This is a genomic window from Streptosporangium sp. G11, from assembly GCF_051192615.1.
Taxonomy (GTDB): Bacteria; Actinomycetota; Actinomycetes; order Streptosporangiales; family Streptosporangiaceae; genus Streptosporangium.
On the sequence record NZ_JBPJUQ010000039.1, the window covers coordinates 20,551 to 39,442 of the forward strand.

Annotated in this window: 19 protein-coding genes; 14 read left to right on the forward strand and 5 right to left on the reverse strand. The window is 71.5% G+C overall.

All coding sequences use genetic code 11. From position 1 onward, the window contains the following. Nucleotides 1-4 precede the first annotated feature (4 nt). The 7 genes from ACSDR0_RS29775 to ACSDR0_RS29805 all read left to right on the forward strand — a co-directional run bounded on the left by ACSDR0_RS29775 (nt 5) and on the right by ACSDR0_RS29805 (nt 3,722). Nucleotides 5-517: a sigma-70 family RNA polymerase sigma factor gene (locus ACSDR0_RS29775; protein WP_350969222.1), complete on the forward strand. Its 513-nt coding sequence runs from the start codon at nt 5-7 to the stop codon at nt 515-517. Nucleotides 518-519: 2 nt separating this feature from the next. Then, nucleotides 520-1,416, forward strand: coding sequence for an anti-sigma factor family protein (locus tag ACSDR0_RS29780; RefSeq protein ID WP_435292280.1), 897 nt, complete (start codon nt 520-522; stop codon nt 1,414-1,416). Nucleotides 1,417-1,578: 162 nt separating this feature from the next. Further along, entirely contained in the window at nt 1,579-1,935 is a 357-nt protein-coding gene (locus ACSDR0_RS29785; RefSeq protein ID WP_435292281.1) for a TlpA family protein disulfide reductase, read from the forward strand. 91 nt (nt 1,936-2,026) lie between these two features. Then, a complete protein-coding gene (locus ACSDR0_RS29790; protein ID WP_350943563.1) occupies nt 2,027-2,110 on the forward strand; it encodes a putative leader peptide in 84 nt (27 codons plus the stop codon). 62 nt (nt 2,111-2,172) lie between these two features. Continuing rightward, complete coding sequence (locus ACSDR0_RS29795) at nt 2,173-2,571, forward strand: DUF4395 domain-containing protein (RefSeq protein ID WP_435292219.1); 399 nt, start codon at nt 2,173-2,175, stop codon at nt 2,569-2,571. A gap of 15 nt (nt 2,572-2,586) precedes the next feature. Continuing rightward, nucleotides 2,587-3,426, forward strand: coding sequence for a sulfurtransferase (locus ACSDR0_RS29800; protein ID WP_435292220.1), 840 nt, complete (start codon nt 2,587-2,589; stop codon nt 3,424-3,426). Then, nucleotides 3,426-3,722 carry a DUF1416 domain-containing protein gene (locus tag ACSDR0_RS29805; protein ID WP_329089613.1) on the forward strand — a complete coding sequence of 99 codons (297 nt, stop codon included), beginning with the start codon at nt 3,426-3,428 and terminating at the stop codon, nt 3,720-3,722. The genes ACSDR0_RS29800 and ACSDR0_RS29805 overlap by 1 nt, the downstream gene beginning before the upstream one ends. Before the next feature lie 217 nt (nt 3,723-3,939). Here ACSDR0_RS29805 and ACSDR0_RS29810 read toward each other — a convergent pair whose 3' ends face one another. Beyond that, the gene (locus ACSDR0_RS29810; protein ID WP_435292221.1) at nt 3,940-4,980 is read right to left on the reverse strand and encodes a DsbA family protein; all 1,041 of its coding nucleotides are present in this window, start codon (nt 4,978-4,980) and stop codon (nt 3,940-3,942) included. 318 nt (nt 4,981-5,298) lie between these two features. Between ACSDR0_RS29810 and ACSDR0_RS29815 the strand changes: the two genes are divergently transcribed. Continuing rightward, entirely contained in the window at nt 5,299-6,513 is a 1,215-nt protein-coding gene (locus tag ACSDR0_RS29815) for a hypothetical protein (protein WP_435292222.1), read from the forward strand. On the opposite strand, the gene ACSDR0_RS29820 is transcribed toward ACSDR0_RS29815, so the two are convergent. The 3 genes from ACSDR0_RS29820 to ACSDR0_RS29830 form a co-directional block, all read right to left on the reverse strand. Next, a complete protein-coding gene (locus ACSDR0_RS29820) occupies nt 6,503-8,056 on the reverse strand; it encodes a hypothetical protein (protein ID WP_435292223.1) in 1,554 nt (517 codons plus the stop codon). The genes ACSDR0_RS29815 and ACSDR0_RS29820 overlap by 11 nt on opposite strands. Next, nucleotides 8,056-8,625 carry a hypothetical protein gene (locus ACSDR0_RS29825; protein WP_435292224.1) on the reverse strand — a complete coding sequence of 190 codons (570 nt, stop codon included), beginning with the start codon at nt 8,623-8,625 and terminating at the stop codon, nt 8,056-8,058. The genes ACSDR0_RS29820 and ACSDR0_RS29825 overlap by 1 nt, the downstream gene beginning before the upstream one ends. 173 nt (nt 8,626-8,798) lie before the next feature. Further along, a complete protein-coding gene (locus tag ACSDR0_RS29830; RefSeq protein ID WP_435292225.1) occupies nt 8,799-9,446 on the reverse strand; it encodes a hypothetical protein in 648 nt (215 codons plus the stop codon). A 167-nt stretch (nt 9,447-9,613) separates the two neighbouring features. On the opposite strand from ACSDR0_RS29830, the gene ACSDR0_RS29835 reads away from it, so the two are divergent. The 4 genes from ACSDR0_RS29835 (at nt 9,614) to ACSDR0_RS29850 (ending at nt 17,114) form a co-directional block, all read left to right on the forward strand. Beyond that, the gene (locus ACSDR0_RS29835) at nt 9,614-11,560 is read left to right on the forward strand and encodes a hypothetical protein (RefSeq protein WP_435292226.1); all 1,947 of its coding nucleotides are present in this window, start codon (nt 9,614-9,616) and stop codon (nt 11,558-11,560) included. 343 nt (nt 11,561-11,903) lie between these two features. Beyond that, nucleotides 11,904-14,876: an ATP-binding protein gene (locus ACSDR0_RS29840; RefSeq protein ID WP_435292227.1), complete on the forward strand. Its 2,973-nt coding sequence runs from the start codon at nt 11,904-11,906 to the stop codon at nt 14,874-14,876. A 245-nt stretch (nt 14,877-15,121) separates the two neighbouring features. Beyond that, complete coding sequence (locus ACSDR0_RS29845) at nt 15,122-16,408, forward strand: MurT ligase domain-containing protein (protein ID WP_435292228.1); 1,287 nt, start codon at nt 15,122-15,124, stop codon at nt 16,406-16,408. Further along, nucleotides 16,398-17,114: a type 1 glutamine amidotransferase gene (locus ACSDR0_RS29850; protein WP_435292229.1), complete on the forward strand. Its 717-nt coding sequence runs from the start codon at nt 16,398-16,400 to the stop codon at nt 17,112-17,114. Before ACSDR0_RS29845 ends, ACSDR0_RS29850 begins: the two co-directional genes overlap by 11 nt. A 265-nt stretch (nt 17,115-17,379) precedes the next feature. Here ACSDR0_RS29850 and ACSDR0_RS29855 read toward each other — a convergent pair whose 3' ends face one another. After that, nucleotides 17,380-17,742: a DsrE family protein gene (locus tag ACSDR0_RS29855; RefSeq protein WP_435292230.1), complete on the reverse strand. Its 363-nt coding sequence runs from the start codon at nt 17,740-17,742 to the stop codon at nt 17,380-17,382. Nucleotides 17,743-17,809: 67 nt separating this feature from the next. On the opposite strand from ACSDR0_RS29855, the gene ACSDR0_RS29860 reads away from it, so the two are divergent. Together ACSDR0_RS29860 and ACSDR0_RS29865 are read left to right on the forward strand one after the other, a co-directional pair. Beyond that, the gene (locus tag ACSDR0_RS29860; protein ID WP_435292231.1) at nt 17,810-18,319 is read left to right on the forward strand and encodes an FABP family protein; all 510 of its coding nucleotides are present in this window, start codon (nt 17,810-17,812) and stop codon (nt 18,317-18,319) included. Nucleotides 18,320-18,475: 156 nt separating this feature from the next. Further along, nucleotides 18,476-18,781, forward strand: a complete 306-nt coding sequence (locus ACSDR0_RS29865) for a DUF2470 domain-containing protein (protein ID WP_329089631.1) — start codon at nt 18,476-18,478, stop codon at nt 18,779-18,781. Nucleotides 18,782-18,892 lie beyond the last annotated feature (111 nt).

Consider the following 18,892-nt stretch of genomic DNA (forward strand, 5'->3'; position numbering starts at 1 on the left):
GGATGTGAGCCAAGCCGGAACCGCCGACGAGCAACTCGTCAGGGCGCTCTTCGACGAGCACGGCGGGCCACTTTACGGCTACGTGCTGCGGCTGACGGGCGACTCGGGGAGAGCGGAGGATGTCGTGCAGGAAACGCTGCTGCGGGCCTGGCGCCATCCTGACGCGTTCGCCGGCCGCTCCATCCGCGCGTGGCTGTTCACGGTGGCCCGCAACCTCGTCGTCGACCAGCACCGTGCCCGCAAGGCGCGCCCCCCGGAGACGGGGGACGAGGCACTCGCCGTGGTGCCCGCCGACGACGAGCTGGAGCGGGCCGTCGAGTCGTGGGCGGTCGCCGAGGCGCTGGCCGCGCTGCGGCCCGAGCACCGCGAGGTGCTGGCCGAGGTCTACTACCAGGGGAAATCCGTCAAGGAGGCCGCCGAATCGCTCGGCATCCCCGCTGGAACGGTTAAATCGCGCACGTATTACGCGCTTCGGGCGCTCAAGCTGGCGCTGGAGGAGCGGGGGCTCGCGCCATGATGATGACCTGTGACGAAGTACGGATGTCGCTCGGGGTGTACACGCTCGGCGCTCTGGAACCGGACGAGCGCGTGCTCGTCGAGGCCCATCTCGCCGAGTGCGCCGAGTGCCGGGCCGAACTGGAGGAGCTGGCCGGGGTGGCGACGTTCCTCGGCAGGGTGTCCGAGGGCGATGTGGTGCAGGTGGCGAGCCCGCCCACGGCGGTGCTCGACCGGCTGCTCAGCGCCAAGGTCAAGCGGCGGCGTACGAACCGCCTGATGCTCTCGCTGGCCGCCTCGGTCCTGGTGGTCGGGCTCGGCGGCGGGACCCTGTGGGCCGTCACCCAGACTCCGCCGGACGCCACCACGGCGTCGGCGCCCCTGTCGTCGGACCAGTCGGACCAGTCGGACCAGTCGGACCAGTTGGACCAGCCGGACCGGTCGGCCCGGGAAGACAGGGCGCCGGGCGCCGCCGAGGGCCGTCAGGAGAGCACCCACTCCTTCTCGGACTCGACCGCGCCCGACGCCAACGCCAAGTCCAACGCCACGTCCGGTGCTACGCCCGAGGCCGCTCGATCCCCGATGGCCAGCCCGGCCCCGGAGGTCCTGCTCGCCCCGAGCGAACTGCGGTTCGAGGGGGCGGACGGCATGGTCCGGGCGGTGGTGACCGCGTCCGCCGGGGAAGGGGCGACCACGGTCAAGGTCGTGCTCACCGGGGTGGCCAAGGGCACGCACTGCCGGCTGGAGGTGATCGGGGAGGGCGGGCTCAGGGAGACGGCGGGCAACTGGGTCGTCAACCGGGCCGCCTATGACAAGTCGGGCGTCTTCCGGGGGACCACGACGATCCCGCCGGAGCGGATCACGGCGTTCGAGATCACCACCGCCGAGGGGCGGGTGCTGCTCAGGGTCTCCGCCCCCTGAGACCGTCCCCTGAGACCCGCCCGGTGATTCCGCCCGCCGGATCCGTCCCGCCGAGGGCCCGCCGAGGGAATGGCTCGGGGCGCACCCCTGTTGTCGTGTTCCGTGACCGGTTTGATGGTGGTGGTCGTCACCCTCGCCCTCGCCACGCTCGTGGGCGTCGTGATGCGGCGGCGGAACGGCGTGGCGCGAGAGGTGAGGGGCGACGTGGAGCGGCTCACATCCGGCGACATTCACGCGGAGCTGGGAGAGCGGGCCACGCTCGTGCAGTTCTCCACCTCCTTCTGCCAGCCGTGCCGGGCGACCCGGCGGATCCTCGGCGAGGTGGCCGGGCTGGTGCCCGGCGTCGCGCACGTGGAGATCGACGCGGAGTCCCGCCTCGACCTGGTCCGATCACTGAACATCCTGCGCACCCCCACCGTCCTCGTCCTCGACGCGTCCGGGCAGGTCGTGAAACGTGCCTCCGGCCAACCCAGGAAAGCCGACGTCATCGGCGCCCTCGGTCTGGCGGTCGGCGAATGAGCGGCGCACCCTATCGCCCATTGAACGATCATGTCTCAGAAATTGGACAGGGATGTGACAGATGGCGGGACGCCGGGGTAATGTCGTGGACATGAACTCCACGACAGAGCTGCTCACGAAGCGGCGCGCGGTTGATTTCTGCCGCGTGACCACCGCTCTCTGTCGCATTTCCTAAGGGCGATCTCAAGCGGCCGTCGAGCCGCACCGATCTGCACGACCCTTCAGGAGCATCAGGCGATGCAAGTCGATTCCCGAGCCCTCCGCTTCGCAGCGGCCGTCACCACCGGCGTGCTCGCACTCGTCCTCGTGACGGGCAGCGCATGGCTGCTGGCCGCACAGGCCGTCGTGTTCGCACTGGGCGTTCTCGGCACCTCGCCGTACGGGATGATTTTCAAAGGGATAGTGAAGAGCCCGCCGAGGGAATTGGAAGACGCCGCCCCGCCGCGCTTCGCGCAGGGGGTCGGACTCGTCTTCGCTCTGGTGGGTTTGGTCGGATTCGTCACACAGATCACGCCGCTGGCCCTCGGCGCCGTCGCAGTGGCACTTTTCGCCGCATTTCTCAATGCCGCTTTTGGTTTCTGCCTTGGCTGCGAGATGTTTTTGATCATTCGCCGTTTACTACCCGCCGTACGATGATCCTGGAGGATCAAAATGAGCCGCTCCGCCGTCCTGGTCGATGCTGACTGGGTCGAGGCCAACCTCGACACCCCCGGCGTCGTCCTCGTTGAAGTGGACGAGGACGCCAGCGCATATGACAAGGGCCACATCCGTGGTGCCGTGAAGATCGACTGGAAGCAGGACCTTCAGGACCCGGTCCGTCGTGACTTCGTCGACCGTGAGGGCTTCCAGGCGCTGCTGTCGGCCAGGGGCATCGCCAACGACGACACCGTGGTCCTCTACGGAGGCAACAACAACTGGTTCGCCGCCTACGCGTACTGGTACTTCAAGCTCTACGGCCACGAGAACGTCAAGCTTCTCGACGGTGGCCGCAAGAAGTGGGAGCTCGACTCCCGAGAGCTGGTCAAGGACGTCACCGCGCGTCCCGGGACGAGCTACCAGGCCAAGGACCAGGACCTGTCCATCCGCGCCTTCCGTGACGACGTCGTCGCCGCGATCGGCAAGCTCAACCTGGTCGACGTGCGCTCACCCGACGAGTTCACCGGCAAGCTGCTCGCGCCCGCCCACCTCCCGCAGGAGGCGGCGCAGCGCGGCGGCCACGTTCCCACCGCCCGCAACATCCCGTGGTCGAAGACCGCCAACGACGACGGCACCTTCAAGACGGACGAGGACCTCAAGGCCCTCTACGAGGGCGAGGGCATCGACTTCGCCAAGGACACCATCGCCTACTGCCGCATCGGGGAGCGCTCGGCGCACTCGTGGTTCGTCCTCCACGAGATCCTCGACCAGGCCAGCGTCAAGAACTACGACGGATCGTGGACCGAGTACGGCTCGCTTGTCGGCGTGCCGATCGAACTGGGAGAGGCCCGATAATGACTCAGGGATGCGCTGCTCCGGAACAGACGGTTGCCCTTCCGGCCGGGATCGATCTTTCGAGCCAGGCCGTCATCCAGGGTGTGGTCTCGGGCGCGGGCACGGCATACGCCCGCCTGCTCGACCACGCGGGAGAGTTCACCGGCGAGGTCGTGGTGTCCGACGAGGGCATCTTCCGCTTCTTCGCCGCCCCCGGTGACTGGACCGTCCGCATCATCGCGGGCGGCGGGGTCACCAAGGACATCCCGGCCCAGGCCCGCCTGGGTGAGGTCACCCAGCTCGCCGTGGCCGTCTGACCTCTCGGGTCCGGCCTCACCACAGCGAATCGGCATGTTGACCGACCAGCATTGACAGCGAGAATCAGCACGTCGAAAGGACCGGCCCTCTCGGGGAGGCCGGTCCTTTCCGTTGTGCCGGATACGCCGGAGGTCCGCCCTCCCGGAGGGCCGCCGTCCCCGAGAGGGCGCAGTGGTGTTCCCGCTTCCCGTCTCCCCGCGTTTCCGCGTCTTCGGGTCAGACCGTGAGACGGTCCGCCAGACGGCTCTCGACGCGGTCGAGGGCGTCGACGTAGTCGGGTTCCGGGAACATGGCCGCCGCCAGGCGCAGGTGTGGCAGGGCCTCGAGGTGGCGGTTCGCGCGTTCGAGGGTCCTGCCGAGCAGGAACCGGGCGTAGTGGTCGCCGGGGGTGCGCTCCAGGAGCGACTCCAGCGTCTCCCTCGCCCTGCCGAGCTGGGCCGAGCCGAAGTAGGCGCGGGCCGCCAGCAGCCGGACGGCGGGGTCGTCGCCGTGATCGGCCAGCAGCGGACGCAGGGTCCGCAGGGCGCCGAGGGGGTCTCGGGCGTCCAGCAGGGCCTCGGCCTGGCGCAGCCACCTGACCTCGTCGGGGAGTTCCCGCCGGGGAGCGGCGTGCCGTACCAGATCGGCGAGGACCTCGGACGGCTGCGCGCCCGAGATCGCCGTGTCGCCGACCACGAAGGTCGGCGAGGTGGCGACGCCCTCGGCCTTGCCGCGCAGCAGCCAGGAGCGGACCTCGTCCGCGCCGTCGCCGCGGTCGAGCGCCTCGGCCATGCCGTCCAGACCGGCCTCGGCGGCGAGCGCCACCAGGGTGGCGCGGTCCCCGATGTCGGAGCCCTCGGCGAAGTGGGCGCGCAGGATCCGCTCCACGACCGCGTCCTGGAGCGCGGCACCGCCCCGCTCGTAGGCGAGGGCGACCACCCGGTGGGCGTCGAACGTGTTCGCCCGCCACACGGCACCCCGCCGTCCGCCGTCACCGAGCCGTTCCCCGGCCGGGGCCGGGATCGAAGCCGGCGTCGAGATCGAAGCCGGGGTCGGGGTCGGGGTCGGGGTCGGGTGGAAGGCTCGCAGGGCGCCCTCGGCGACCGGGTCGCGCAGCTCATCCGCCAGCGGCTCCGACGGCACCGGAGCCATCGGGTCGATGACGTACGGGCGCCAGACGATCTCCACGTCCTCGCCGATTCGCGCCTGCTCCAGGCGTCGCTTGCCGATGTAGGCCCACGCGCAGGCCATGTCGGCCCAGACTTCCATGCGCTTCATTGCCGCTGCAACAAAAGGGGCCGGTCGTTTATTCGACGGGTCGCTCCGGCCTCGATCGGCCCGGGTGACGGGCGTGGGTCCCTCCGAAACGGCCGGCGTTCCGGTGCCTTCGGCCTGGCAGGGGGCGGGCAGGATCGCGACGGCCGGTGACGGTCGGCGGGGGTGCCGGGAGCGCGGTGCCCGTTGGCCTGGCGGGTCGGGCTGCGCTCCGTCGGGGGAGTCGTTAGCATGCGTCGGGTGCCCGAAACGCCTGTTATGCCCGCGCAGTCGCCGGCAGTCGGCCGGAGGCCCGCCTCGCTTTCCGCGGCCTCACTGCCCATGCACACGCTCAGGATCTTCGGTGCCTGCGCCCTGTCGCTGATCCTCTGGTTCTCGCTGGGCAGGCTGGTCCGGGCACTGCTGATGGTGGCCGCCAGCGAGATCTCCCACGGTGACTACCGGCAGGTACGGCTCGTCATCACGATGTTCATCTTCACGCTGATCGTGCTGAACGAGCTCCTGGTCATGGTCGGCATGCTGCACTCGGTGCGCGGAGCGCTCCGGGAGATCCAGGTGCGGCGGGAGGGAGGCGAGGCGGACGAGAGCATGTTCGGCGCGCTGAACCGCGCCACCCTGGTCTTCGCCACCATCTACCTCGCCTGGAGCTTCCAGAACGCGGACGCCAGGGAGTTCATCGCCGTCGACACCGCCAGGCGGGTCGACCAGGACTTCGCGGCGAGCCTCGCGGGAAACGAGATAGAGGGCGGCACCGGCCTCTCCACGCTGGACGTGCGGGTCTCCATAGGGGTCGCCGTGGTCGCGTACCTGCTCAAGACGCTGTTCAGCTGGTGGCACGTCAACGGCAAGGTCAGGGGCAGCGGCGTGTTCGCGACCTTCTTCGAGCTGGCTTTCGCCTTCTACAGCCTCAACGCCCTGTTCGCCTTCGCCGAGGCGCGGGCGGACTGGCTGGACCACCGGACCGCCGTGGCGACGGTCAAGGGCTGGGCCGAGGCGGCGGGCGAGGCCCTGCCGTGGTGGAAGCCCTTCTGGGACGCGGTCGGGGACGTCTGGCCCCATGTGGTCGACGGCCTGGTCGTCCCGCTCACCTGGTTGACGGTCGCCTCGCTGGTCTACGGCGCCTTCGCCGAGGACACCCGGGCCGTCGTACGGGGAACCAGGCTCGACAACGTGGCCACCCGGATGGAGCGGACGCACAACCTCACCCAGACCACGATGACCCGTGCCACGGCCGGGTTCCAGGAGCGCTGGGTTCCCCCGGCGAACGCCTTCCGGCTCGCCGCCAGGGGCGGCCCCGCGCTGTTCGGCCTCTTCTGTCTGGGATACGTCGGGATCAACGTGGTGACCGACTACGCGGACCGGGGCGTGCGGATGCTGATCGGCAACGAGGACCCGTTCGTCTGGATGGCGCTGAGCGGGCCGGTGACCTTCGTCAGGGAGATGGTGGCGCTGACGCTGACCGTCTGCCTGCTGGCGGCCACGTTCGACATCGCGGCCACCCGCAGCCGTGAGGCGGGGGAGACGCTCACCGCCTGAAGCGCAGCACCTGGTCCTGGACGGGGTCCTTCTTCTCCGCGGCCTCCTTGAAGATGTCCTTCACGGACTGGTCCTCCACGACGTGGAACGTGGCGGGGCGAACGTAGACCTCGACCTGCCCGGCCAGCTTTTTGGGCACCATGCTCACCATGTCGTAGGAGTAGGCGGTACCGATCTTGTGGTCCTTGACCTCGTCCGGGAGGTCGTCGCTCTCGGGGAGGACCTTCCACACGCGGCCGTCGGAATGCCTGACCTCGACCTGGGGATCACCGCGCAGGCTGACGCCCTCGGCGTCCAGCGAGGTCCTCGTCACCTTGATCTTCAACCACTGGCGGTCGGGCTGGATGGGCTTCTGGCCTGCCAGGCTGTCCACCTGCTCGACCGAGGCCTTCCACGACACGTGCATCAGCGTCATGGAAGCCCCGGCGGCGACGGTGTAGATCCTGTCGGCGGGGTTGCCGGTCCTGTAGACGGCGTAACCGCTCCACGTGGAGGCCGCGATGGCGAGCCCCACGGCCACGATCGCCCCGCCGATCCGCAGCGCCGTACGGCGCCCCCGTGCCGGTGGGGTCTCCGGCGTGGTCTCCGTGGCCGCCGTGGCCTCCGTGGTCTCCGGCGCGGAACGTTCCCCGGGAGGCGCGTCGGCGGGGACGGCCGCCGGCATGGCCGCCGCCGTGCCGGTCCCGGTGGCGGACGCTCTGGGCAGCGGGGGCCCGGGGACGGAGGGGAACGGCTGGGTCGAGGCTCCCGGCGGCTCTTCCACGGGCGGCTTCGGGGGCCAGACCTGCTCGTCCGGGAACATCCGCGGGGGGCCGGGCGTCCACTGGCCGCCGCTCTGGGGTCGCGGGCGCTGAGGCGGGGTGGGGCGGCGGCTCCGAACAGGGGCGGGGACCGGGGGCGGCGCGGGAGGGAAGCCCTGGACCGGGGTGGGAGGAGCGGAGGGGAAGCCTTGGGTCGGGGTGGGAGGCGCCGGTGGTGCGGCGGGCCGCGGCCGGGGGGTGGGGGGCGGCTGCGGCGGAGTGGGGAACCCCTGCCCGGCATGGCGGTTTCCCGGCTCGGGCGGGTTCAGCCGCCGGGCCCGGGGAGGCGCGGGCCGTTCCGGATTCTGCCCGGTACGGGGCCGCTGGGCCGCGGGGGGTTCCGCGTGACGTCCGCGAGGCTGCGTGGGCGCGTTGTCGTCGAAGCCGGGCGGCGCCGGATGCTCGCCGGGGGCACCGGAAGCGGCAGGGGCGCCGCCGGGGGTACCGGGAGCAGCGGGGGCGCCGGGGGGACGGGGGCCGGGGACACCGGGAGCAGCGGAGGCGCCGGGAGGTGCCGGCCAGGTGCCGAGGGTGACGGGCCAGGGGCTGCCCTGGTAGGGATCGGGAGACGGCGCGGAAGGATGATCCTCCGGGGCGGGCGGGTCCTGCCGTACGGGCCGGGTCCCCGTCGCGGGCCGGTTCTCTCGCGCGAGCTGTTCCTCGTACGCGAGCCGCTCCTCCCGCGAGGCGAACCAGTCGCGGCCCTGCTCGTCCTCGGGACCTCCCCGGTGTGGCGTCTCCATCAGTTCCTGCCCGCCAACTCGTAGACGTCCTTCGCGGTGGAGGTCAGCCGTCGCGCGGCCGCCTCGTCCAGGCCCAGGTCTATCTCGATCTCGGGGCCGTTCGGCTCGATGATGAAACCCGATGAGGGGGCGAGCAGGATCCGGGAGTCCGGGAGTTCCCCGGGCGGGATCTCGAAGACCGTCACGCCCTCGGTCCACCAGCCCGGCTGGATGTAGGGATGGGTGATGGTCGAGGTCTGCTCCACCCTGTCGGAGGCCACGTAACGGCGCCCGCTGCTCGTCAGCAACCGTGGCGGCCCGAACTGCTGCGGCTCCCAGGTCGCCGTGGCGCCCACCTCGACGATGACGAAGATCCCCTTGGCGGTCACGCGTTCCTGCTCACCTCTGGCGTTCTTGGCCGCGATGGCCTTGGCCGCGTGCACCGCCTTGACCCGCGCGGAGATCCGGGAGCCGGTGACCTCCTCGTTGATGTCACCGGTCGAGGTGAGGGGCGCGTCGTGGTCGGCGATTCCCGAGCCGAAGGCCTGCAGCCCCACGGCGGAGGCCGCCAGCGCGACCCCGGCCAGCATGGCACCGGCGGTACGCCACCGGCTCGGCCGCGCGGCGGTTCTGCGGCGGGCGGGCCTCCCGGCCCGGGGCCGGGGTTCAGGCCGGGGATGGTCCTCGGGCCCGGGACGGCTCTCGGAGCGGGGAGGTGTCTCGGGCCGGGGGTGGGCCTCGGGCCGGGGGTGGGAGGAGACGTTCACGAGCGCGTTCCCCCCTGCGCGACGGGAAGCGTGACCTGGGCCGTCACCATGGGCTTCTCCTTGCCCGCGTCGTTCTCCGTCACCACGAACCAGCCCGGCGTCAGGGTGATCCCGTCACGCCACTCGTACTTGCCGACGTCGATCGTCAGCTGTTTGGGAGCCCGCTGGTTGTCCTCCAGCTCGTACCTGACCAGGACGTTGGTCGGCAGGGCCGGATGCAACTGGCCGCTCTCGCCCCCTCCGGTGGTGGTGAACACCGACGCGCCGTACTTGCCCTTGATCGCCGGGGTTATCTTGAGCAGGGACGAGCCGAAGGACGAGCCACCCGGCCCGCTCTCGTAGGGCAACCCCATGTTCGCGGTCTCGTCGCCCTTGTTGGTGACCCGGAGCTCGATCTCCAGGAAACGCTTGGCCGGGCTGCCGAACTGGCCGGGCTCGCTCAGGGTGCGGGACCCGACGAATGTGGTCGTGAACTGTTCCTGGTCCACGGTGGCGCCCTGGCCGAGCCGCTGGGGAGGCTTGTCCGGGGCCGTGGCGAAGCCGCCGAGGGCGGCGGTGACTCCCAGACCGGCGGCCGTCACCAGAGCGACGAGCGGGACCGCGATGGGACGCCGTCTGCTGGGGCCCTCGGGAGGGGGAGTCATGAGAAATGATGTTAATCGCTGACGTCCGTCTCATCCGACTCATCCGTCCCTTAAGTACTGGTAAACCTGGGGAAAATACAGCGGATTGACGGGAACGCTGCCCGAATACGATGGTGAACTCTTACGCTGTCTCCGAGGCTTTCGATGAGCCCGATGGCGGAGGTTCCGTGGCGGACGTGCATCCCGAGCATGCGCAGCTCCAGGCGGACCGGATCTACCTGGGCTGGCAGTACGCCTTGTTGCACCCTGATCCGGGTCCGGCTCCCAAGCGACCCTCGCCCGTCGAGAATCCTCCCGAGCCACTCGACCCCGAGTGGGTGCGCAGGGAACGCCTCAACGAGGACCTCCTGAACCGGCCGGTCAAGATCGTCCGCGCGTTCATGACGGCGCTCGCCACCCTGATCCTCGTTCTCGGCCTCACCGAGATGCTCAGCTGGTCGTTCGCCGTCGTCGGGGTGATCGCGGCCGGTGGCATCGCGGCGTTCTGCAGCTACGCCGTCCACCAGGGCGACCGGGCGGTGCGCCAGCGGATCAGGGAGCGCGAGGTGGCCGGTGACCGGCTGCGGGAGGAGCGCGACAGGGAGCTCTTCCTCGCCCAGGAGGAGCACGCCGCCCGCTACCGGGAGTGGGCGGAGAAGAAGGAGCGCCACGACCGCCAGCTGACCTGGTACGCCGTGGCCGTGCCCGACGAGATCGACCGGATCGACGTGGCCGGGGGCACGCTGCCCGGCTGGTCGGCGCTGATCACCCTGCTCGGCGCGACCCGCCTCTACAGCGGCGGCCACCTGACCGTGCTCGACCTGTCCGAGGGCGCGATCGCCAAGGACCTGATCGAGCTGGCGCGCAGGGGCGGCGACGACCCGCTGGTCTGGGTGCTGCCGGTCGACCTGCCCCGGCTCGACCTGGGCGCCACGCTGGCCCCCGAGGCCTTCGCCGACGTCCTCGCCCACGTCGTGAGCGTCAGCGAGGAGCACCGGACGACCAGGGACCTGTCGTTCGACAACGCCATCCTGGAGCGGGTCCTGGAGGTCCTCGGCGAGAGCGCCACGATCAACCAGGTCACCGCCGCCCTGCGCGCCCTGGCCCAGGTCGGCGACCCCCGCGAGGACCTGAGGTTCGGCCTGATCACCGCCACCCAGCTGGAGCGGATCGGCACGCTGTTCGGCCGGGGCGTCAGCGACCGGGTGGTGATCGAGCGGGCGTGGGCGCTGGAGTCGCAGCTGCGCAAGCTGGAGACCCTCGGCTCGGAGGCGGTGCGCCTGCCGCCCGCGCGCCTGCGGGTCGTGTCGATGGACCGCCAGGCGGGCGTTTTCGGCAACCGCGTCCTCGGCACGTACGTGGCGACCGCGCTCACCCACATCCTGCGCCAGTCGCCCGCCTCCGAGCGGCCGTGGTACCACACGATCATCGTCGCGGGCGCGGACAAGCTCCGCGGCGACGTGCTCGACCGGCTGATGGACGCCTGCGAGACCTCCAGGACCGGCCTCGTGCTCACCTACCGGGCGCTGACCCCGACCGTACGGGAGCGGCTCGGGCGCGGGCACGCGGCGGTGACGTTCATGCGGCTCGGCAACGCCGAGGACGCCCGGGTCGCCAGCGAGCACGTCGGCACCGAGCACCGCCTGGAGCTGGCCCAGCTCACCGAGACGATCAGCGCGGCCGGGGCCGGGATGGACGGCGGCTACGTCTCCACGGTCGGCCAGGCCGAGGAGGGCGACGAGGAACGCGACGTGAGCCACACGGACCTCAAGGAGGACATCACCGAGTCCACCGAGTGGGGCCGCCGCGCGACCAAGGCGATGGGGGAGACCGAGCGGGTGTTGCACCGCTCCAGGGAGTTCCTCGTCGAGCCCCACCAGCTCCAGCAGCTTCCCACCACCTCGGTGATCGTCACCGACGCCACCGCCGAGGGCCGCAGGGTCCGTCTCGCCGATGCCAACCCGGCCATACTGACCTTCCCCAAGACGACGCTGGGCGAGTTCGACGAGATCAAGGAAGCCGCGCTGGAGCACGTGCAGGAGAAGAAGGCGGAGCCGCGCGTGCCGAGCGCGTTCGAGGACGCGCCGCCCAACCTCGGCCCGCCCCCGGCCAGGCTCGACTGGCGCCGCCGCTAATGGGAGCCCGGCCCACGCCGACGAGAGCCCGGGCCGTGGAGGCGCGGGCGGGGTCCTCGGCGGCGGGAGCCCGGGTGGAGAGGGTCGCGGCCGGGGAGATCCGGCCGGTGGAGACCCGGGTGAGGATCGTTCCAGCGGTGACGTTTTCGCCGGGTGCGTCAACGAGGCGTCCGCATGTCGTAATGGGATGGTCAATGCCGGGGTGCGAGCCCCGAGTCAGGTTCGACCGTGGTCGCGGGGGTGACCTACCCTCGATCTCGATCATGCGTCGGCCGGTACGACGGAGCGATCCGTGAAGCGTCAACCCTCCGGCCTGGAGCCGGGTCCCCCGGGTGGAGACCAAATGCAGCCAAGTGTGTCCCGTCCGCCCAACACCCTGAACGGTCCCTGGTACAGGATCCAGGCGATCACGGCGCCCTCGCGCAGTTCCTCCGCCGAGTGGGACTTCGTCACCGTCCTGCCCGCCGTGCTCTCCACGGCCCAGCGGAACCGCCCCTTCGTGGTCGGCTGGCTCTCGCGGGGGTCGGGCGCCCCGCTGGAGCTGATCACCAACGCGGGGCCGCTGACGCCGCCGCGCCCGCCCCGCAGGGCCGCCACCGAGGTCGAGAGCGCCCCCGGCGGCCCCGAACCGCTGCTGTTCCCCAGTGGCGCCCGTGGCGTCAGGATCGGCGACGAGTGGCTCCGCGACCTGTCCGACCTCGCCTGGACCGTCTGCCCGGGACGGCAGGCCCCGCCGCTCGGCGGGCGTCGCGAGCCGGACGCCGACGAGATCAGGCGGCCCACGCTCTTCGAGTCGACGCTGGTCACGCTCATGTCCCGGCCGTTCGCCTGGCTGGTGGTGGCCGAGCAGACCGACCTGCTCGACGCAGAGGTCGCGCACCTGCGCACCCAGCTCAACGTCCTGCGGCAGTACGGCGACGCCTCCGAGCGCTCCCGCTACGACGCCGAGCGGGCCGAGCGGCGCATGCAGGAGCTGGACGCCTTCCGCGAGGCCGGGCTCTGGAACGTCCGGGTGCTCGCCGGGGCCGCGGGGCCCGAGGAGCTGCGCCAGATCGCCCCGGTGCTCGTCGGCTCCGCCGAGATGAGCCACCACCCCTACCGCCTGCGCAGCGCGCTGTCCGGCCCCGTGTACGGTTTCGCCGAGGCGCTGGCCACCACCCTGCAGGACCCGGCGGACGGCGCGGCCTCCCCGTTCGCGGCCACCGCCGGGGCGCTCGCCGCCCTCGCCGGGCTGCCGCACCGGGAGGTGCCGGGGGTACGGGTCCTCGACGCGGGCTTCTTCGACGTGACCAGCGAGGCGGACACCGTGCCCGGCGCGCTGACCGTCGAGCTCGGGTCCATCCTCGACGGCCAGGACAGGCCGGTCGGCTCGTTCAAGGTCCCGCTGGCCACCCTCAACCGGCACGCGTTCATCACCGGCGCCACCGGCTCCGGCAAGTCCCAGACCGTCAGGCACCTGCTGGAACAGCTCACCGGCGCGGGCATCCCGTGGCTGGCCATCGAGCCCGCCAAGTCCGAGTACGCCTCGATGGGCGGCCGGATCGAGCACCTCGCCCCGGTGACCGTGATCAACCCGTCGGCCCCGGAGAGCGTGCCGTTCAGCGTCAACCCGCTCGCCCCCGAGCCCGGCTACCCGGTCCAGGCCCACATCGACATGGTCCGTGCGCTGTTCATGGCGGCCTTCGACGCCGAGGAGCCGTTCCCGCAGATCATGTCGCTGGCCCTGCAGCGGGTGTACGAGGCCAACGGCTGGGACGTGGTCACCGGCTGGGCCGCTCCGGGCGCCGCCGTCCGGCCCGCCGTGCCGACCCTCGAACAGCTCCAGCAGCACGCGATGGACGTGATCAAGGAGATCGGCTACGGCCGGGAGGTCCAGGCCGACGTGGAGGGCTTCATCTCGCTGCGGCTGCGGTCGCTGCGGGTGGGCTCCGCGGGCCGGTTCTTCGAGGGCGGGCACCCCGCCGACATCGGCGACCTGCTCCAGCGCAACGTGGTGCTCGCGATCGAGGACGTCGCCAACGACGAGGACAAGGCGTTCCTGATGGGCACCTTGATCATCCGTATCGTGGAGCATTTGCGGATGCGGGCCAGGAAGGAGCGCAGCAGCGGTCTCAAGCACGTCATCGTGATCGAGGAGGCGCACCGGCTGCTCCGCGACCGGGGCGCGGGGCGGGCCAGCACGCACGCCGTCGAACTCCTGGCGGGCATGCTCGCCGAGATCCGCGCGTACGGCGAGGGCATCGTGGTCGCCGAGCAGATCCCCACGAAGCTGGTCTCCGACGTGGTGAAGAACACCGCGCTGAAGGTCATCCACCGGCTCCCCGCCGAGGACGACCGCCAGCTGGTCGGGGCGGCGACGAACCTGAGCGAGGAGCAGTCCCGGCAGGTCGTCTCGCTCCCGCCCGGCGTCGCCGCGGTCTTCGCCGACGGGATGGACCGGCCGCTGCGCATCCAGGTGCCGCTGGGCGAGGACCGCGAGCGTCCGGTCCCCGGCCACATGCCGCCCATCTGCGGGCGCCGGTCGGCGGCCTGCGGGCAGGAGTGCCGCAACGGCCGGGCGTGCACGCTGGTCGAGCTGCGCGAGGCGGACCTGCTCGCCGGGGGCTCCGAGTGGGCCTGGCTGCGGATCTGGGCCGACACGCTGGTGCTGGCGTTCTGCACCAACCGGCCGGTGCCCGGGGTGCCCAGGGCGCTGGCCGACCTCTGGGCCGAGCTCCCGCCGCGGCGGCGCGAGTGCCTGCTGGCCACGACGGTGGAACGCTGCGTGGGCCGCCGCGCGTGGTCGCTGCGGACCGTCAGCGACCCGACCAAACTGACCGAGCAGGTCGCCGCGATCGCGACCAGGCTGCTCGGCCCCGACCGCGACCCCGGCGAGCGGCCGGGGCCCGCCTGGGTCATCCCGCAGGTGCGGTGGCTGCACGAGGTGGACAGGCTCTTCCCGCACGGCCAGCCCGCCCCCAACCCGCGCGGCTCCGCGCCGGTCATGGAGTACGCCCTGTTCAACCGTCCCGCGGGAGGCACCGAGCTGCTCGGCCACCGGGCCAAGGCGCTCCGCCACCACCCGCTGTCCATGGAGGTGGACAGGAACCGGGAACTGGCCTGGCGGGTGATCCTCGGCGACGACGAGCGCGAGAGCGTGGAGCGCGACATCCTCACGGTCACCATCGGCCTCGACCCGGCGGAGCGGCTGCGGCACGTGTCCCAGACCATGGGGGCGGGCTGGCTGGAGAGCGTGCTGTCGTGGCCGCACCGGTTCGTGCTGCCCTTCGACGCCGACTCGCCGGAGCCCGCGGAACTCGCCTTCGCCGAGCAGTGAGGGAGGTCCGCTCCGTGAGCTTCTCCGAAGGCCTTTGCCGGAGCTTTTTCCGGTGCTTTCGTACGGTTTTCGAGGGCTTCCCTGTCTCGCCGTCACCGGGGGGTGCGTGTGACGTGCCGCCGGGGGTGACGGTGCCGAAGCAAGGCTAAGATCTGCGGCATGAACGATTCGGTGATTCCGGGCCCGAGGCCGGGCCGGTCGGCCGCCGGGTCGTCCCGCGACGGGTCGCCAAGCGAGGAGACGGCATGACTCAGCTTCCGCTGCGGGCGCAGCTCGCCACCGCTCTCGGCCGGACGGCCGCGACCCTGTCCCGGGTCACCGGACGCGGAGACGGATCGGTGATCGGGGGCAGGGTCAGCCTGGTCCTGGAGCCCGACCTGCTGCGCAAGCTCGCGCACGATCGCAAGCTCGCGCTGGTGAGCGCGACCAACGGCAAGACCACGACGACCCGCCTGATCACCTCCGCGCTGTCGGAGCTCGGCGACGTCGCCACCAACGCCTTCGGCGCCAACATGCCCGCCGGGCACGTCTCGGCGCTGTCGTCGGCCAAGCACGCCCCGTACGGCGTGCTGGAGGTCGACGAGAAGTACCTGCCCGAGGTGATCGACACCACCGGGGCCGGGGTCATCTGCCTGATGAACCTCAGCCGCGACCAGATGGACCGGGCGGGTGAGATCTGGCTGCTCGCCCAGAAGTGGCGGCGGGCGCTGGCGGGAAAGAACACCCACGTGATCGCCAACGCCGACGACCCGCTGGTGACCTGGGGCGCCTCCACCGCCGCCTCGGTCACCTGGGTCTCGGCGGGGCAGCCGTGGAAGGAAGACTCCTGGTGCTGCCCCCAGTGCGGCGGCCCCCTCGACCGCAAGGGCATGGAGTACGTCCCGCCCGGCAGCATGGGCGCCGGAGCCTCCTCCGGCGCGGGGGACAACGACTGGGCCTGCCGCGAGTGCACCTTCCGGCGGCCCGAGCCGTCCTGGATCCTCGACGACGACGCGGTGATCGACCCGCGCGGGCAGCGCTGGGTGCTCGACATCCAGCTTCCCGGGCGCGCCAACCGGGCCAACGCGGCGATCGCGCTGGCCACCGCCGAGGTGTTCGGCCTGCCGGTCGAGCGGGCGCTGCCCCGGCTGCGCGAGGTCAGGTCGGTCGCCGGCCGATACACCACGGTGGAACGCGACGGCCGGCACGCCCGGCTGCTGCTCGCCAAGAACCCGGCCGGATGGCTGGAGGCGTTCGACGTGCTCGACGCCTCGCTTCCGGTGATCCTCTCGGTCAACGCCCAGGGGCCCGACGGCCGCGACACCTCGTGGCTGTGGGACGTCGACTACCGCGTGCTGCGCGGCAGGCCGGTCTTCGTGGCCGGCGAGCGGCGGCTCGACCTCGCGCTCCGGCTGGACGTGGCCGACGTGCCGTTCCAGCTGGCCAACTCGTTCGAACAGGCGCTCGCCGCGCAACCGTCGGGCAAGGTCGACGTGATCGCCAACTACACCGCCTTCCAGCAGATCCGATCGGAGTTCGGTCGTGCAGTCTGACAGCGCCCTGCGCCTTGTCTGGATTTATCCGGACCTATTGAGCACGTACGGCGACCAGGGCAACGTCCTGGTCCTGGAGCAGCGCGCCAAGCGCCGGGGCATCCCGGTCGAGACCGTGCACGTGCGCTCGGCCGACCCGGTCCCGGAGGGCGGCGACATCTACCTCATCGGCGGCGGTGAGGACCGGCCGCAGATCCTGGCCTCCGAGCGGCTTCGGCGGGACGGCGGCCTGCACCGGGCCATCCAGCGGGGGGCGGCCCTGCTGGCCGTGTGCGCGGGCTACCAGATCATCGGTACCACGTTCGGCGGCGAGGAGGGCCAGCCGGTCGACGGCATCGGCCTGATCGACATCTCCAGCGGGCGCGGCCAGGGCCGGGCCGTCGGGGAGCTGGCCGGGGAGGCGGATCCGGCGCTCGGCATCCCGACGCTGACCGGCTTCGAGAACCACATGGGCGTCACCCGGCTCGGGGCCGGCATCCGGCCGCTGGCGCGTACGGCGGTCGGTACGGGCAACGGCGACGGCACCGAGGGCTGCTACACCGGCAAGATCGTCGGCACCTACCTGCACGGTCCCGCGCTCGCCCGCAACCCCGGCCTCGCCGACCTGCTGCTCACCTGGGCGGTGGGTGCCCAGCTGCCGCCGATCGACGACTCCTGGTTCGACCGTCTCCGCGAGGAGCGTCTGGCCGCGGTGCTGCCCCGCTGATCAGGGGTTTCCCGCGGGCCGAGGCGTCTCGCCGACAGGGGCGCCTCCCTGACAGGGGCGTCTCGCTGACGGAGGCGTCTCCTTGACGGGCGCTTCCACCGGGCGGGTATCTCCCTGACGAAGGCGTCTCCCTGACGGAGTGCGCCTCCCTGACGGGCGTCTCGCCGGCGGGGGCGCCCCACCGGCGCGGGAAACCGGTTGCCCGGCTTTGCCGGACGGCCGGTGGCTCGACGCCGAGGGCTCGGTGGGCGGTGTCTCGGCGGTCTCAGTACACGAGGGCCTGGACGCCCTCGCCCAGGACCTCTTCCACGAAGGTGGGGGCGCCCGCGATGCGGATGCCCTCGATCAGGTCGTCGACCGTGATGCCCCGCCGGGCCGCGCACTGCGTGCACAGCGTCACCCTGCCGCCCGCGAGCACCGCGTCGAGCAGGTCGCCGAGCTGGGCCGCGTGCGGGAGAGTGAACTCCTTCGCCCGTCCGGGAAGGGCGAACCAGGCGGATTCGCCCGTCAGCCAGAGGGAGACGGGAACCCCGCTCGCCAACGCCGCCGCGGCCACCGTGAACGCCTGATTGCAGCGCTCGGGTGAGTCTTCGCCTGCGGTAACCTTGATCACCAATGATCGTGCCATGGTCGAAGCCTATGCGGCCCGGTGTCACCGGCGCGAACCATGGCGGAGCGGCTCTAGGCTCGTTTCCATGGACGTTCCCGAACTGCATCCTGATCTTGAGCCGATCGCCTTCCTCGTGGGCCGATGGGAAGGCGCGGGGGTCGGGGGATATCCGACGATCGAGAGTTTCAACTTCGGCCAGGAGATCGTCTTCGGTCACAACGGCAAGCCGTTCCTGACCTACACCAGCCGCACCTGGCTGCTCGACGAGGCGGGCGGCAAGGTCCGCCCGCTGGGCACCGAGACCGGTTTCTGGCGCCAGCTCCCGGGCCGCCAGCTTGAGGTGTGCCTGTCACATCCCACGGGCATCGTGGAGATCTACGTCGGTGAGGTGGTCTTCAACAAGATCGAGCTTCAGACCGACGTGGTGGCCCGCACCGCGACCGCCAAGGAGTACACGGCGGGCCACCGCCTCTACGGACTCGTCAACGGCAACCTGATGTGGGCGTACGACATGGCGGCCATGGGTCAGCAGCTCCAGTCCCACATCTCGGCCGAGCTCAAGCGGGTCGGTGACTTCGTACCCGACGCGGAGTGAGGCCCGTCCCCGCCGCCGGATGAGCCGGGACGCCATGGCGCGCACCCGGCGTCGGGTGCGACCCGGGTTCCCGGCCGGTGCCCGCGACCGGGTGAGGCTGGGGTTCCCGCCCCACCTCCGACCGGGTGGGGCGGGGCGCTGGTTACGCTCTGGGGCATGAGCACCCCCTTCACCCCCGACGTGGTCGAGGCCATCAAGCGCCACATGAACGACGACCACGCCGATGACGCGCTGTTGATCTGCAAGGGTCTCGGCGGGCAACCCGAGGCCACCGGCGCGACGACGACCGGCGTCGACGCCGAGGCGATCGAGTTCGCCGCCGTGGTCGGCGGGCGGGATGTCACGGTTCGCGTTCCCTGGAGCACCACGCTGACCGAACGCGCTCAGGTCCGCATGGAGGTCGTGCGCCTCTACCGCGACGCCTGCGCGGCCCTCGGCGTCCCCGCCCGCGGCGAGCACTGACCGGCCGGTTCCCGCCGGACAAGGGGACGCCGCCCGCGCGCCGAGCCGGGGTCCGGCGGAGGCGATGATCCCGCACGGCCCATGCCATCCGGGGTGGTGTTCGCCGGGAGC